This is a genomic window from Lentzea sp. HUAS TT2 (assembly GCF_051853195.1).
In the GTDB taxonomy this organism is placed as follows: domain Bacteria; phylum Actinomycetota; class Actinomycetes; order Mycobacteriales; family Pseudonocardiaceae; genus Lentzea.
The window spans coordinates 9,373,735-9,389,036 of the sequence record NZ_CP196667.1; the positions used below are offsets into that span (position 1 = coordinate 9,373,735).

Annotated in this window: 15 protein-coding genes; 9 read left to right on the forward strand and 6 right to left on the reverse strand. The window is 67.6% G+C overall.

Annotation, left to right across the window (positions count from 1 at the left end):
- Window positions 1–42: 42 nt before the first annotated feature.
- Both ACSHWB_RS44280 and lnt read right to left on the reverse strand, forming a co-directional pair.
- A complete protein-coding gene (locus ACSHWB_RS44280) occupies window positions 43–810 on the reverse strand; it encodes a polyprenol monophosphomannose synthase (protein ID WP_439659331.1) in 768 nt (255 codons plus the stop codon).
- Window positions 794–2,341: an apolipoprotein N-acyltransferase gene (gene lnt, locus ACSHWB_RS44285; RefSeq protein WP_439659332.1), complete on the reverse strand. Its 1,548-nt coding sequence runs from the start codon at window positions 2,339–2,341 to the stop codon at window positions 794–796. Before lnt ends, ACSHWB_RS44280 begins: the two co-directional genes overlap by 17 nt.
- A 37-nt stretch (window positions 2,342–2,378) precedes the next feature.
- On the opposite strand from lnt, the gene ACSHWB_RS44290 reads away from it, so the two are divergent.
- The 3 genes from ACSHWB_RS44290 (at window position 2,379) to ACSHWB_RS44300 (ending at window position 4,705) form a co-directional block, all read left to right on the forward strand.
- Window positions 2,379–3,755: a class I adenylate-forming enzyme family protein gene (locus ACSHWB_RS44290; protein ID WP_439659333.1), complete on the forward strand. Its 1,377-nt coding sequence runs from the start codon at window positions 2,379–2,381 to the stop codon at window positions 3,753–3,755.
- A 27-nt stretch (window positions 3,756–3,782) separates the two neighbouring features.
- Window positions 3,783–4,388 (forward strand): TetR/AcrR family transcriptional regulator, encoded by a 606-nt coding sequence (locus tag ACSHWB_RS44295; protein ID WP_439659334.1) that lies wholly within the window; start codon window positions 3,783–3,785, stop codon window positions 4,386–4,388.
- Window positions 4,389–4,510: 122 nt separating this feature from the next.
- On the forward strand, window positions 4,511–4,705 hold the full coding sequence (locus ACSHWB_RS44300; RefSeq protein WP_093588499.1) for a PspC domain-containing protein: 195 nt from the start codon (window positions 4,511–4,513) through the stop codon (window positions 4,703–4,705).
- A 46-nt stretch (window positions 4,706–4,751) separates the two neighbouring features.
- Here ACSHWB_RS44300 and ACSHWB_RS44305 read toward each other — a convergent pair whose 3' ends face one another.
- The 4 genes from ACSHWB_RS44305 to ACSHWB_RS44320 form a co-directional block, all read right to left on the reverse strand.
- Entirely contained in the window at window positions 4,752–5,294 is a 543-nt protein-coding gene (locus ACSHWB_RS44305) for a hypothetical protein (protein WP_439659335.1), read from the reverse strand.
- 45 nt (window positions 5,295–5,339) lie between these two features.
- Entirely contained in the window at window positions 5,340–5,504 is a 165-nt protein-coding gene (locus tag ACSHWB_RS44310; protein WP_439659336.1) for a DUF397 domain-containing protein, read from the reverse strand.
- 10 nt (window positions 5,505–5,514) lie between these two features.
- Window positions 5,515–6,321, reverse strand: a complete 807-nt coding sequence (locus tag ACSHWB_RS44315; RefSeq protein WP_439659337.1) for a helix-turn-helix domain-containing protein — start codon at window positions 6,319–6,321, stop codon at window positions 5,515–5,517.
- A 105-nt stretch (window positions 6,322–6,426) separates the two neighbouring features.
- A complete protein-coding gene (locus tag ACSHWB_RS44320; RefSeq protein WP_439659338.1) occupies window positions 6,427–7,215 on the reverse strand; it encodes a hypothetical protein in 789 nt (262 codons plus the stop codon).
- Between the two features lie 254 nt (window positions 7,216–7,469).
- Between ACSHWB_RS44320 and ACSHWB_RS44325 the strand changes: the two genes are divergently transcribed.
- From ACSHWB_RS44325 to ACSHWB_RS44350, 6 genes are all read left to right on the forward strand, one after another.
- Window positions 7,470–9,524: a hypothetical protein gene (locus tag ACSHWB_RS44325; protein ID WP_439659339.1), complete on the forward strand. Its 2,055-nt coding sequence runs from the start codon at window positions 7,470–7,472 to the stop codon at window positions 9,522–9,524.
- 74 nt (window positions 9,525–9,598) lie between these two features.
- Window positions 9,599–10,153, forward strand: coding sequence for an EF-hand domain-containing protein (locus ACSHWB_RS44330; RefSeq protein WP_439659340.1), 555 nt, complete (start codon window positions 9,599–9,601; stop codon window positions 10,151–10,153).
- 1 nt (window position 10,154) lies between these two features.
- On the forward strand, window positions 10,155–10,871 hold the full coding sequence (locus ACSHWB_RS44335) for a GNAT family N-acetyltransferase (protein WP_439659341.1): 717 nt from the start codon (window positions 10,155–10,157) through the stop codon (window positions 10,869–10,871).
- Window positions 10,872–10,923: 52 nt separating this feature from the next.
- Window positions 10,924–13,320, forward strand: a complete 2,397-nt coding sequence (locus ACSHWB_RS44340; protein ID WP_439659342.1) for an ATP-binding cassette domain-containing protein — start codon at window positions 10,924–10,926, stop codon at window positions 13,318–13,320.
- Window positions 13,321–13,337: 17 nt separating this feature from the next.
- Complete coding sequence (locus ACSHWB_RS44345; protein ID WP_439659343.1) at window positions 13,338–13,895, forward strand: EF-hand domain-containing protein; 558 nt, start codon at window positions 13,338–13,340, stop codon at window positions 13,893–13,895.
- Window positions 13,896–14,055: 160 nt separating this feature from the next.
- Entirely contained in the window at window positions 14,056–15,246 is a 1,191-nt protein-coding gene (locus tag ACSHWB_RS44350; protein ID WP_439659344.1) for a hypothetical protein, read from the forward strand.
- Window positions 15,247–15,302 lie beyond the last annotated feature (56 nt).

The window sequence follows — 15,302 nt, forward strand, 5'->3', positions numbered from 1 at the left end:
CTTCGGACCGTTCACCACGAACAGTCCGAAGTGGCCGCACGACTACTTCTTCTTGCCGGAGAAAAGGTCCTTGACCTGGTTGCCGCGGCGGCGCAGGCCCCACTTCGTGACGCGGATCAGGGCCTCGCGCACGATGTTGCCGCTCATCTTCGACTCGCCGAACTCGCGCTCCAGGAACGTGATCGGCACCTCGCGCACCCGGAAGCCCAGCTCCAGCGTCCGCCACAGCAGGTCGATCTGGAAGCAGTAGCCGGCCGACGCGACCGAGGCGAGGTTCAGCTTGCGCAGGGTGTCCGCGCGGAACGCCCGGTAGCCACCCGTCATGTCGCGGATGTTCGCGCCCAGCGCGAGCCGCGAGTACAGCGAACCGCCCAGCGACAGGAACTTGCGCTGCGCCGGCCAGTTCACGACCTCGCCACCCGGCACCCAGCGCGAACCGAGCACCAGGTCGGCCTGCGGCAGCGCGTCGAGCAGCCGGTGCAGCTGCTCCGGGGCGTGTGAACCGTCGGCGTCCATCTCGCAGATGACGCCGTACTCCCGCTCCAGCGCCCACTGGAAGCCCGCGACGTACGCGGCGCCCAGGCCGGACTTCTCGGTGCGGTGCATCACGTGGACCCGGTCGTCGGCGGCCGCCATCTCGTCGGCGAGCTGGCCGGTGCCATCGGGGCTGCCGTCGTCGACCACCAGCACGTGCACGTCGGGCAGTGCCGTGTGCAGTCGCTTGACGATCTTTCCGATGTTGTCCCGTTCGTTGTACGTCGGGATCACCACCAGCACCTGCCCGAGTTCCTGGTCAGGCTGCCGCGCCATTCGAGTCCTTCCGTCGTCGGGTGAAGCCCAGCGCCAACGCCGCAAGGCCCGCAGCGGCAATCACCCACTCGGGCCAGGCTCCTAGCCAAGTCGCCAGCGTAGTCTGTGACCGCAGCGGCAGTGTCGCGACCAGGGCACCCGGCTCGAAAAGCCCAGTCTTCTGAGTGACGGAACCGTCAGGTTCGACGATCGCGCTGACCCCCGAGGTGGCGGCCACGACCACCGCCCTGCCGTGCTCCACCGCCCGTACCCTGGACATGGAAAGCTGCTGGTAGGTCATCTCCGTGTAGCCGAACGTGGCGTTGTTCGTCGGGATCGCGATGATCGTCGCGCCGGCCGTCACCGAGTCGCGGACGACTGAGTCGAACGCCACTTCGTAACATGTGTCAAGTGCGACCTTCGCGGGCCCCATGACGAAACCCTCCGGGTCCGTGCCCGCCTGGAACACACCCGCCCGGTCGACCTCGGACGCGAACAGCCGGAAGAACGACCGCATCGGCATCGTCTCGCCGAACGGCTGCAGCTTGCGCTTGGTGTAGGTGTCCGTGGCCCCCTTCTCGGGGTCCCACAGCACCACCTGGTTGCGCGGCAGCCCGTCGCCCTTGTCGACCACCACGGCCCCCACCGCGATCGGCGCTTTGATCGCCTTCGCCGCCGCGTCGATCCGCGCCGCCGCGTCGGGGTTGCGGAACGGGTCGATGTCGGAGGAGTTCTCCGGCCAGATGACGATGTCGGGCTGCTCGACCTTGCCCGCGGCGACGTCGGCGGCGACCTCCAGCGTCTTCTTGACGTGGTTGTCGAGCACGGCCCGGCGCTGCGCGTTGAAGTCGAGGCCCGCGCGCGGCACGTTGCCCTGGATGGCGGCGACGGTGACGGTCCCGGCGGACGCGTCCACCCCCACGGGCACAACGAGGCCCACCACCAGCGGCACGACGAACAGCGGCAGACCGAGCTTCCAGTTCTTCGTGAGCCAGAACAGCCCGAACCCGGTCAGCACCACCCCGAACGTCACCAGCGGCGCCCCGCCCAGCGACGCGAGCGGCAGGAACCAGCCCTCCGGCTGCCCGAACGCGATCTTCCCCCAGGTGAAGCCGCCGAACGGGAACACGCCGCGCAGCGCCTCGTCCGCCACCCACAGGCACGCGGCCCACAGCGGCCAGCCGGGCACGCGCGAGACGAACGCCATCGCGGTGGTGCCGAGCGAGATCATCAGCGCGCAGGCCAGCGCCAGCGGCAGCCACGCGATCAACCCGACGAACTCACCGGTCCACCGCAGCAGCGGCACCATGAACCCGAGACCGAACAGCAGCCCGTACCCGAACCCGGCCCGCGCACGCTTGCCGTAGATCACATGGGCCAGCACCGCGAACCCGACCGGCGCCATGAACCACAGCGGGCGAGGCGGAAAGCTCAGGTAGACCAGCGCGCCGCCGGCGACGGCGAGTGCCGCGCGCAACAGCACCGGAGCGCTCACTTTTCGCCTGCGCGCGGGCAATTCCGGCGATTCCGGCGCGATGGGGGGTGCGACCACCCGATCAGCGTACGAGGCCCAGGAGTACACAGGACGTATGACCTACGTCGATCTTGTGTTGGAGCGACTGTCCACAGACGACGAACGTGAGGCGTTGATCGCCGGCGACACCAGACTCACCCGCGCGCAAGCCCGTGACCTGCTGTTCCGCCTGGCCGACGGTCTCGTGCAACGCGGTATCGGCCCCGGTGACGGCGTGGCGGCCTACGTCGGCAACACGCCGGAGGCCGTCCTGCTCACCGTCGCCGTCCACCTCCTCGGCGCCCGGCTGGTCTACGTGCCGCCGGAGCCGGGCCCGGGCGAACTCAGGGCGTTGATCGAGCGAGCGGACGTCGCCGGAGTGGTCGTCGACCCCACCTTCAGCACCCGTCTCGACGGCTGGCACCTCGCCGACCTCCCGGGTGACCCCGTCGAACGCACCCCGGCACCGGACTTCACCACCGTCATGTACACCGGCGGCACGACCGGCCTGCCCAAGCTCGCGGTCCACCGTTCCGACGACCGCTGGACGGCGTCCGCGACCACGCCACCCATGAACCTGCTCTGCAACACCCTCATCACCCACGGCAGCGGCGCCGGCGCGACACGACTCGCCCTGATGACGGGCTCGAAGCTGGTGCTGGGCCCGTCGACGTTCGACGCGGACGCGTTCGTGCGCCTCGCCCGCGACGAGCAGATCAACGCGACGATGTTCGTGCCGCCGATGATGTACGAGGTGCTCGACCACCCGGACTGCCCGGGCCCGCAGTTCGGCGTCGTCATCGTCGGCGGATCCTCGCTCGCCCCGAAGCGGCTGCGGCAGGCGATCGAGAAGTGGGGCCCGGTCGTCAACCAGCGCTACGGCATGACCGAGGCCATGGTGATCACGACGATGCCCACCACTTCCGTCGACCTCGACCAGCCGGACACGTTGCGCACCGTCGGCAAGGTGAATCCGGTGATGGAGGTCGAAATCCGCGACGGAGACGTATGGGTGCGCGGCCCGCACGTGATGGACGGCTATTGGGGCGAACCCCCGTTGAGCGAAACGGCCGATGGCTGGTTCAACACCGGCGACGTCGGCTACTTCGACTCCGACGGTTACCTCTACCTCAACGACCGCAGCAAGGACGTCATCGTCACTGGTAGAACGTCCGACAACGTCTACTCACGCCTGCTTGACGACTTCCTGATCACGCTTCCGGGCATCAGGCAGGCGGCGGCCGTCGCCGAACCGGACGAGGCACTCGGCGAGGTGGTCCACGTTTTCCTGGTCACCGAAGGACCGGATGTCGATGTCGACAGGATTCGCGATTCGGTCGTCGCCGAACTGGGTGCGCTGTACCAGCCCAGAGGGGTAACGATTGTTCCCCGACTGCCCTTGACCAACGTGGGAAAGGTCGACAAGCGCAAGCTTCGTTCCCAGTTTCGGTAAGGTTCGGGCTAAATCAGGAGGTCACGGATGCCCCGTCCAAGCGTGGAAGCCGAACGCAAGGCGCAGATCCTCGCGTCCACCTGCAAGGTGATCGCGGCAGAGGGCTTCCGCCATCTCCGGGTGTCCGACGTGGCCAAGGACGCCGGCGTGTCCGGCGGCACGGTGCACTACTACTTCGAGACCAAGCGCGAGCTCACCGACGCGGCCTTCGAACACTGCTTCGAGCTCTCGGTCCGCCGCCGCCGCTGGATCCTCGAGTCGGACGAACCCCCGCTCTCCCGCCTGCGCATGGTCGTCGAGTCGTACCTCCCCGAGGGCGCCGAGACCGTGGAGGCGTGGAAGGTCTGGGCCGAACTCTGGGTCGAGGCCATCCGCAGCCCCGAACTGCAGGAGCTCAACGAGCGCTTCTACGGCGAATGGCGCGACATCGTGGCGAGCATCTTCCGCGACGGCCAGGCCTCCGGCGACATCCACACGTCCGGCGACCCGCTCGAACTCGCCAACATGATGGTCAGCATGCTCGACGGCCTGGCACTGCAGGTGCTGGCGGGCTCGCAGGCCATGACGGTCGACGCCATGCGCACCACGTGCCTCAGGTTCGTCGACCAGCTCTCCACCGCGACCGTCGGCTAGACGTCCGGGAACGCCGTTCTGTTGCAGTCCGGACCCCTGAAACGTCGTGACCTGGCTCATCCGGGTCAAATCAGGGTTGGTCCCCGATGCAACAAATGCCCGAAACTGGGCATCCTTGTTGTATGACCACGACAGTTGCTTTGAGCAGGCCCAGGACCAACCGGATGATCGCGGGTGTCTGCGCGGGGCTCGCCCAGCGCTGGGGAATGAAGGCGGGCACCGTTCGCCTCTTGTTCCTGCTGTCCTGCCTTCTGCCGGGACCGCAGTTCGTCGTCTACATCGTGCTTTGGGTGATCATGCCGGACCGCGGCTACTGATCGACCGCAGGGAACGCCGCCCACCAGCAGGTGGGCGGCCGTCCCGTCAGGGGGCGATCAACTCGCGGTAGCCGGGAATCGGCACACCGCCGGACTTCTCGTATCGAAGCGCGTCACTGGTGCCCACGCGGGTGTCGTCACCCAGGCTCCTGTTCGAGGTCAACAGGATCGCGCGCAACTGCGCGTTCTCGACGGACAAGACGTCCTCACTGGACCGCAGCTCACCGTTCTCCCGGCACCACTCGGCGACCGCCGACCAGAACTTCTCCACCGCCTCCCACACGAGGAAACAGCGCGGACCGAGCACCACACGAATCTCTTCCGCCGTGCGCAACTGCTCCAAGCCGTGCGAGGCGAGGTGCTGCAGGACCTCGACCAGCGCCACCACGAGTTCGTGGTTCGCCTCCTCCGCAGCCAGCTTCTCCGCGACGCGCGCGACCATCGGCAGCACGTCGTCGGCCGACGCCCGATCCGCGGCCACGCACGCGACCAGCTTCGCGACGTTCAGCTCGCTCTGGTCGTCGAGGTGCTTCCAGGTCAACCCGGCCGACTCCGCCAACCGCTGCGGCGCGGTCCTACGTCCCCACATCTGCTTCTCCCCCAAGTGCGACTACGGGGGATCATCGCAGAGGCCTCAACCGGAATGTGCCGTGACCAGGCGCAGGAACGCCTCCCACGCCGCCGACTCGACCGGCACGTGGGCGACAGGAGCTTTGGAATCGCGGATGCCGACGCCGATGCCGATCTCGACGCAATCGGAATCGGTCGCGCTGTAGCTGCTCTTGCGCCACTCGGCCATCCAGGCCTCCTCAAGACACGATGCTGGTGATCAACTCCCTCGATTCTTCCTTACCGAGCGCGATTCGGTCCATCGTCTTCAGCGCCTCCTGATAGAGACCGACGGACGCCTTGTCATCGAGGAACAGCGCCGAGTTCAGGCTGCCCTGGTAAACGACCGGCTCGTACTTCTCGAACTTCAAGAGGCTGAAGTCACCGGTGATGGCGCGTCCGGCGGGAAGAACGCGCAAACTGATGTACGGCCGTACCAACATGCGCAGCAACTCGTGCAGCTGCTCAGCCAGCACGTCTGTCCCACCGACCGGCGAGTGCAGCACCGGCTCGTAGACGTAGAAGACGAACTTCTTGTGCCCGGCCACGATGCCGCGCCGCTCCATCCGCGCAGCAACCCACTTGGGGGCCTCATCCGCATCGATGTACGGCGAGTCCTCGGCAACGGCACGCGCGTACCGCTCGGTTTGCAACAGACCCGGCACGTACAACGAGCTCCAGTGCAAGATCTCTTTTGCGAGCCGTTCCTGCTTGAGCAGCGTCTGAACGTGGGCCGGAAGCACCGAGTCGAAGAGCTGCAGCCATCCCTTCTCCTTCGATTCCAGGTAGAGCCCCTTCATGTGTTCGAACTCGTCCGGCTTGACGCCGCACATGCCGAGCAGGAAGGTGAACTCCTCAAGCGACGTACCGCCCTTGCCATTCACCAGATCTGACATCTTGGCGTGTTCCCAGCCGAGCTTTCGCGCCAGCTCGGCTTCCAGCAACCCGGTGCTGTGGATGAGCTGCCGCAGTAGCTCGCCGAACTCACGTCCCACCACAGTGGACATTCTCTTTGGCATGCCGAGGAAACTAGCGCCACAACTCCCCTCGACCCCAAATTTTCGGGCCCAAATTGACCTGAAAGAAGCAGGTGTAGAAGGGTTCTACGACTTTCAGCGGTTCTCGTTCACCGGTATAACGGCCAACTCCTCGGTCAAACTCGTGAAGGACTCCGGCTCCACCCGCAGCACCCCGCTGAACGGCTGCGTCATCCCCACGCACAAGACGCACACGAACGCCAGCACCGCCGCCGTCAGGCTCATCTGCAGCACGTGCCGCCGCCGTGCCGTGAACCCGATCAACAACGGGAACACGATCATCCCCACGGCTCCGGCGATCGTGCCGATCAACATCAGCACACCGGTGTTGTCCAGCCCACCGGCGGAATCGAGCCGGTCGCGCCGCAGGTCGGTGATCTCCCGCATCCGTTCCAGCGACCGCTCCCGCGCGCTCTTCACCTGGTCCGGCGACGCGGGCAGCGACAGGATCTCGGAGTGCAGCGAGTTGAGCGTCTCGGTCGTGGTGTCGTCCGACTCGCCGGCGGCCAGCAGCGGCCATTCCTTGTCCGCCACCAGTTTCGGGTACTCGGTGAGCAGTGAGCGGATGTGGTCGCGCTGGGGTTGCGGCATGACGGCGGTCTGCCAGTAGACGTCGGCCACGGCTGCTGCCTCGCGGGCGGCGTTGTCCTCGGCTGCGCCGCTCTCCTCCCAGACGATCACCACGTAGAACGCCAGCGCGACGATGAACAGGCCGCTGATCACCGCGCCCAGGAAGCCGCGCGAGTCCGCGTCCCTGTCGTCGGCCTGCTCATGGGCACGGGAGCGCCCGAACAGGACGCAGGCGATGGCGGTCACGACCACTGCCGCGAGAACGATGACTAGCGCGGTCCACATGGCCTTCATCTCCCCACAGCGGACACCGTTTGGCCACCAACACCACGCTTCCCGGCACTGTTGTGCCCCCGTCAAGAGCAACGGGGCGTTGATCAAGCACACAGCAAGTCCACTTCGGATCAGCCGCCGGCAACCCGTTGACACGAACAGGAGAACCGATGCGCGCTGTCCTCAACGGAGAGTGAGCAGGAGCGAATCAGCGTGCGGTGACAACCACCGGGAAGCGTGCCAACCTGTGCCCCGACCCGACCGGAAGGCGTGGCATGCGTGTACCGATCCTCATCGCCGTCGTGCTGCTGGTTCCGCTGCTCACCCCGGGGCCGGTCGCCGCGGCCGAGGTGTGGCACACCCAGTTCGACGAGGCGGTGTACGGGGACGTCACGGTCATCGGCAACTCCGTCCTCACCTGCCCGACGCCCGAGCAGGCCGGGCCGAGTCCCAAGTACCCGCCGCAGTCCTGTGTGGACGCACTGAACCGCAAGGGGCATGGGCCTTCCGCACTCAACAACGGGCACCGCATGTCGTGGGAGGACGTCGACGGCGACCCGGCGACGGTCACCTCCTCCAGCGCCCAGCTCACGATCCCGGCCGGCGCGACGGTGGCCTACGCGAAGCTCGGCTGGGCGGGCAGCGCGACCTGCCGGGACGCGGTGAACCCGCCGGGCACTCCGCGGGATCCGGTCACCCTCAACGGCACCCGCGTGGCACCCGGCCGGTTCGTCATCGACGCCCCCGACGAGCTCTCGCACACCGACAACGCCTTCTACAGCGCCGAAGCCGACGTCACCCGCGTGCTGACGAGCGGCACCGTCACGGTCGGCAACGTCTGGGCGCCGCAGGGGTTCGACTGCTTCGGTGGATGGTCGCTGACGGTCGTCTGGAAGTTCGCGAACGCCACCGCGGCGGCACCCGCGAAGCGTCACGTCGCGGTGCACGGCGGGCACGTCCGGCTGCCCACCAAGAAACCCGTGCTGAGCACCCCGATCGCGCCGACGCACCCCACCGGTGGGGTCATCAGGCTCGGGATGACCGCCTACGAGGGCGACTGGGCCACTGACGGCGACCAGATGCTGGTCAACGGCGCGTCGGTCGGCGGGCGCAACGCGTTCGTGTCGTCCGCGCAGGGTGCCGCGCATCCCAACAACATGAGCGTCGACGCGCGCACGGTGACGGTCGACGCGAGCGTCCTCAAGCCTGGCACCAAGAGCGCCGAACTCAGCTTCAAACGGGCCGACGACGCGTTCCTGATGCAGAGCATCGCCTGGTCGTTCCCGCTGCCGGAGCTCACTCTGACCGTCGACCCCGAGAAACCCGCCGCGCATGCCAAGGACACCGTCGCCCAGACCGCGACGATCACCAACGCCGGTGACGCGCCGGCCGCCGACGTGACCGTGTGCGGCCAGCAGGTCGGCACGATCGCCCCGCACGCCAAGGTGACGCGCACCTGTTCGTCCACGGCGTCCGCCGACGACTACCCCACGACGGTCGCGGTCAGCGGCACCAGCCTCGCGGGCGATCCACTCGCGACCCAGCAGGCGTCCACTGTGGACGTGCTGCACCCGGCGTTGCGCGCGACCACCACGACCGAACCGGCGACCGCGCTCCCAGGCCAGGCCGTCCCGTTCACGACGACCGTCACGAACACCGGCGACACTCCCCTCTTCGGCCTGGCCGCCCGTGCGGGTGGCGGGTGCAACCCGATGCAGGGGCAGCTCGACCCCGGCGCCACGTCCACGGTGGACTGCACGGCCCCGGCCGGTGACGAGAGCGGCGCGCTGACCGCCACCGTCACGGCGGCCGACAGGATCGGCGGCAAGGTGGAGGCGTCGGCGTCACTGCAGGTCAAGGTGATCTACCCGCGACTGTCGATCAGCGCGGTCTGGTCCAAGGACCGGGCGAGGGACGGTGAGGTCGTGACCGTCACGGTCACCGTCGGCAACCCGTCCGACCTGCCGATCGCCGACGTCCAGGTGAACGGCGAGCCCGAAGCGTGCCGGCGGACGTTCCCGGTGCTGGAACCCCGCCAGCGCGTCACCTACACCTGCCAGGTCACCGCCCCGATGAACTCCCGGCTGACGGTGTCCGGCGCGGGTGCCGGCGGGGCGATCAGCGAGAGCGCGGTCGTCCGGATCGAGTCGGCGACCGCACCGCCGCCGCCCGCCCAGGAGCCGCCGGCACCGGACGCCCCTGCTCCCCCGCGGCCGGTCGCGCACGTCCAGCAGGTGTCGAAACCGGCCGTCGGCGGTGTGGCGGCGATAATCGGGATGATCGGCATGGTGGTCGTCGCGAGCGCGTTCTCCGGGTTGGGACGACGCTGAAATCCGGCTGAATTCGAATTCACCGTGTGAACCCGAACGTGTTGTTTCGGAGCGCAATGCGGTAGAAGGGTCGTGTGGAGATCACCGCCTTCCTCACCCGCAAGCTCGCCCGCCGGTTCCGGACCTACGACTCCGACGGCGACGGGTTCATCGAGCGGGAGGACTTCACCCAGGCCGGCGAGCGCACCACGAAGGCGTTCGGGCTGGTGGAGGACGATCCGAAGGCCGTCCGGTTCCGCGGAATGCTGATCGGGCTGTGGGAGCAGCTGGTGTCGGTGACCGACCAGGACGGCGACGGCCGGATCAGCCTCGACGAGTACGTGAAGGCGTTCGCGAACGGGCTGCTGGAGACGCCGGAGTCGTTCGACGAGGGTTATCTGCCGTTCCTCGACGCGCTGATGGCGGTCGCCGACTCCGACGACGACGGCAAACTCACACTCGAGGAGCACGTGAAGTGGACCGGCGCGTTGATGAACCTCTCTGAGGCCGACGCGCGTGGAATTCACGACCTGTTGTCCGACGCGGACGGACTGCTGTCCACCCGGGCGTTGCTGGACGCGATCCGGGAGTTCTACTTCTCCGAGGATCCCGCCGAGGCCGGCAACTGGCTGCTGGGGTCGTTGGACTGACGTGCTGCTGAAGACGCTGCAGGAGTACGCGGCCCGCGCCCAGCCCGCCGCGCACGTCGAGGAGGCGGGCGGCTGGTGGCTGCGGCACTCCCCCGGCGACGCCTGGTGGGTGAGCGCGGTGCTGCCGCACGACCGCGAGGACCGGGTCGAGGTCGCCGAGGAGTTCTGCGCCGAGCACGGGTCAGGGGCGCGGTTCCAGATCACGCCGGGCGTGTGCGCGGACGATCTCGACCGGACGCTGGAGGACCGGGGTTACGAGCGGGGTCATGACATGTCCCTGCAGATCGCGTCGACCGCCGAGGTGCTGCGCCAGTCCCAGTCCGACGCGGGCGAGGTGACCGCGCGGCCGACCGACGAGTGGCTCGCGGCGTGGCAGGCCGTGACCACGCGGGACGTCAGCGCGGAACGCGACCTGCTCAGCCGGGTCGAGCATCCCAGCGCGTACGCGTACGCCGAGGCGGACGGCCAGGTGGTGGCCGTGGGACGCGCCGTGGCCGAGCAGGGGTGGGCCGGGGTGTTCGGCATGGCCACACTCCCGCACGCACGCGGTCAGGGCGCCGCACGGTCCGTTCTGGCCGCGCTGGCCTCGTGGGCGGCCGCGCGCGAGGCGAACCACATGTACCTGCAGATGGAGAAGGCGAACACCACGGCGTTCCGGCTGTACGAACGGACGGGGTTCCGCGAGGTGTGCACGTACCACTACCGGATTCGTGCATAACCAATCAGGAATCAAGAAGGCAGAGCCGAGGTGCGCGAGTTAGTTTTGCGCCATGACCAGGACAGCCCCGACGGCGCATGATGCCGACACCCACGATCTGATCCGCGTGCAGGGTGCACGGGTCAACAACCTGCGCGATGTCGACGTCGAGATCCCGAAGCGCCGGCTGACGGTCTTCACCGGTGTCTCCGGGTCCGGCAAGAGCTCGCTGGTGTTCGGCACGATCGCGGCGGAGTCGCAGCGGCTGATCAACGAGACCTACAGCGCGTTCATCCAGGGCTTCATGCCGACGCTGCCGCGTCCCGAGGTGTACCTGCTGGAGGGCATCACCACGGCGATCCTGGTCGACCAGCAGCGGATGGGCGCCGACCCGCGGTCCACCGTCGGCACCGCGACCGACGTGAACGCGATGCTGCGCATCCTGTTCAGCCGCCTCGGCACGCCGCACATCGGTGGCCCGCAGGCGTTCTCGTTCAACGTCGCCTCGATCTCCGGCGCGGGTGCCGTGACGATCGAGAAGGGCGGCCAGAAGGTCAAGGAGCGCCGCGAGTTCTCCATCACCGGCGGCATGTGCCCGCGCTGCGAGGGCCGCGGCCAGATCTCCGACATCGACCTGACCGAGGTCTACGACGAGTCGAAGTCGATCCTCGAGGGCGCGATCAAGGTGCCCGGCTACAACGTCGACAACCAGTGGACCGTGCAGACGTTCGCGCAGTCCGGTTTCATCGACCCGGCCAAGCCGATCCGCAAGTACACCAAGAAGGAACTGCACGACTTCCTGTACCGGGACCCGATCAAGATCAAGGTCAACGGCATCAACCTGACCTACGAGGGCCTGATCCCGAAGCTGCAGAAGTCCATGCTGTCCAAGGACCGCGAGGCGCTGCAGCCGCACATCCGCGCGTTCGTGGACCGCGCGGCGACGTTCGGCACCTGCCCGGACTGCGGCGGCACCCGCCTGACGGAGGCGGCGCGGTCGTCCAAGATCAAGGGCGTCTCGATCGCGGACCTGTGCGACATGCAGATCACGGACCTGGCGGACTGGATCCGCGGCGTGAAGGACAAGTCGGTCGCGCCGCTGGTGGACAAGCTCGCGCACACTTTGGACTCGTTCGTCGAGATCGGCCTCGGTTACCTGTCGCTGAACCGGCCCGCGGGCACGCTGTCCGGCGGTGAGGCGCAGCGCGTCAAGATGATCCGGCACCTCGGGTCCGCGCTGACCGACGTGACGTACGTGTTCGACGAACCGACGATCGGGCTGCACCCGCACGACATCGAGCGGATGAACAACCTGCTGCTCCGCCTGCGGGACAAGGGCAACACCGTTCTCGTCGTGGAGCACAAGCCCGAGACGATCGCGATCGCCGACCACATCGTCGACCTCGGTCCCGGCGCCGGGCGGGGCGGCGGCACGATCTGCTTCGAGGGGTCGCTGGAGGGGTTGCGCAAGAGCGACACCGTGACGGGCCGGCACCTGGACGACCGCGCGTCGCTGAAGCCGTCGGTGCGGGAGAGGACCGGCGTGCTGGAGATCCGCGGAGCGTCGACGAACAACCTGCGCGACGTGGACGTCGACATCCCCCTCGGGGTGCTGACCGTGGTCACCGGTGTGGCGGGCTCGGGCAAGTCGTCGCTGATCCACCGTTCGCTGCCGAAGAACTCCGGTGCGATCGTGGTCGACCAGACGCCGATCAAGGGCTCGCGCCGCTCCAACCCCGCGACCTACACCGGTCTGCTGGAGCCGATCCGCAAGGCGTTCGCCAAGGCCAACGGCGTGAAGCCCGCGCTGTTCAGCGCGAACTCCGAGGGCGCCTGCCCGAACTGCAACGGCGCCGGCGTGGTGTTCACCGACCTCGGGATCATGGCGACGATCGAGTCCCCCTGCGACGTCTGCGAGGGCAAGCGGTTCGACCAGGCCGTGCTGGAGTTCAAGTTCGGCGGCCGCGACATCTCCGAGGTGCTCGCGATGCCCGTCGCGGAGGCCGTCGAGTTCTTCGGTGCCGGCGAGGCCAAAACCCCTGCGGCACATGCGATCCTGCAACGGCTCAACGACGTCGGCCTCGGTTACCTGTCGCTGGGCCAGCCGCTCACGACCCTGTCCGGCGGCGAACGCCAGCGCCTCAAGCTGGCCACCCACATGGCGGACAAGGGCGGCATCTACGTCCTGGACGAGCCCACGACCGGCCTGCACCTCGCCGACGTCGAACAGCTCCTCGGCCTGCTGGACCGCCTGGTCGAGTCGGGCAAATCAGTCATCGTGATCGAGCACCACCAGGCTGTGATGGCGCACGCCGACTGGATCATCGATCTGGGTCCCGGCGCAGGTCACGACGGTGGCAAGGTGGTGTTCGAGGGCACTCCCGCCGACCTAGTCGCCGACCGCTCGACCCTGACCGGCGAGCACTTGGCGGATTACGTTGGTGCCCCGGCGCATCGCAAGAGGCGTTGACCGGGTACCAAGGGAGCATGCACATCACCACGTTCCTGGACCGCAAGCTCAGTCGCAGGTTCGAGACCTACGACAGCGACCAGGACGGGTACGTCAACCGCGCGGACTTCGAGCTCGCGGCCTCGCGGACGACCGCCGCGTTCGGGCTGAGCGAGAACGACCGGACGGCGAGGCGGTTCCACGAGCACCTGCTGGGTGTGTGGGACCACCTCTCCGCCATGACCGACACCAACGACGACGGCCGGATCAGCGTGGACGAGTACAAGGCCGCGTTCGCGAAAGGGCTGCTGGAACGGCCGGAGGCGTTCGACGACGTCTACGTGCCGTACCTCGACGCGCTGATGGCCGTCGCCGACCAGGACGGCGACGGCCATCTCGGCGTGGACGAGTACATGCGCTGGACGACGGCGTGGATCAACCTGCCTGAGGCCGACGCACGGGCCGTGCACGCGCGGCTCGACCACGACGGCGACGGTCTGATCGGGACGGAGGACCTGCTGGCCGCGATCCGGGCGTACTACTTCTCCGAGGACCTGGACGGGCCGGGAGCGTGGCTGCTGGGGCCGCTCGACTAGACGATTCTCCCGTTCGATCGGCACCGAACGAAAATCCTGCCAAGATGATCTGATGGACCTGAGGGCCGCGGTACTTCGCCTCACACCGGTCATGCGAACGCGATTGCTGGACACGACGTTTCGTTCTCTGGACAGCCCTGTGTTCGCGTGTCCTGTTCCGGTGCGCAAAGACTGGACGTTGAGGCGTCGTTGTCTCGTCGTCTTCACAGATCGCCCGCCCGGTGCCGTGCGTGACGGCATCTTCGGTTGCGGAATCGTCATCCCCGGCCGGCGGGCGACCTCCTACGAGCGACGCCTGGAGGTCGAGAAGTTCATCCCGTTCAGCGATCCGCTGCCATTGGACGGCGTTGCCAGCAGGCTCAAGAAAGACGTCGAGATCCTCGACGGCGACGGTCCCATGACCGCGGGCCGTGGCCGTCGGTTTCTCGACGCGCTGAAAGCGGAGTTCCCCGGCATCGCAGAAACACTGATCCGTCTCGAAGCGGAGGTGTCGGTGGCTCTGGAGATCGGCGATGCCGCAGACAGCGCGCTGAGTCAACGCGACGCCAGCAACGTGTTGCTCACGTCGATGGGGATGGACCGCGGCCCGATTCGTGACTGGCCGGTGGTCGGCGCTTCGGACGACTTTCACCGCGGTATCCCGGGCCAGGCCGTGCCGCACGAGGACGACCTGATCAGGTGGGACTCCGTGCGGGCACCGGGGTGGTCCGCCGGTATGGCGGTCGACTGGACCACGAGGAGCCATCGACGAGGCGGCCGAGAGCTGCGGATCCACTACGGCAACGCCCGGCCCCTCGAACGCCAGACCGGTGTCGACCTCATCTACTACAACGCTCACCACGGATGCTTCGTCCTGGTGCAGTACAAGAAGTTCAAACCGGACGACACCCTGCCGTTCTACAGGCCCACGAGCGATTCGAACTTCGACGCGGAGCTCGCAAGAATGAGCAAGATCGATGATGCCTGCGGCGTGAGCAGCGAGGTGTCGGACATCCGGCTGACGCGATCCGCGACCTTCTTCAAGTTCTGCGAACCGGTTCCGTTCGAAGCGGGCACGCTGGATCTGGTGCCCGGTATGTACCTGTCCCGCGAGCACGTCGAGGAACTGAGGAGCGGCGATCCACGTCCTGGCTTCAAGACGGTCCGGATCGACTATCACGCCACCCGGCGATACCTGAACAACACTCTGTTCACCGCGTTGCTCGGCGATGGATGGATCGGTACAAGGGGCGCCGCCACGGAACTGGTAGCAGATCAGGTCGCGGAGAGTCTCGGACTTGGCCGCGCGGTGGTCCTCGGCAGCAGCCCGTACGGCACGCTCGGCAACGCCCCTGGTCACGCACGCGTCTAAGCACATGGCCACAAGTTCTGTCTCCGAACCGCGTGGCCACGCCGGCCTCACGCCGA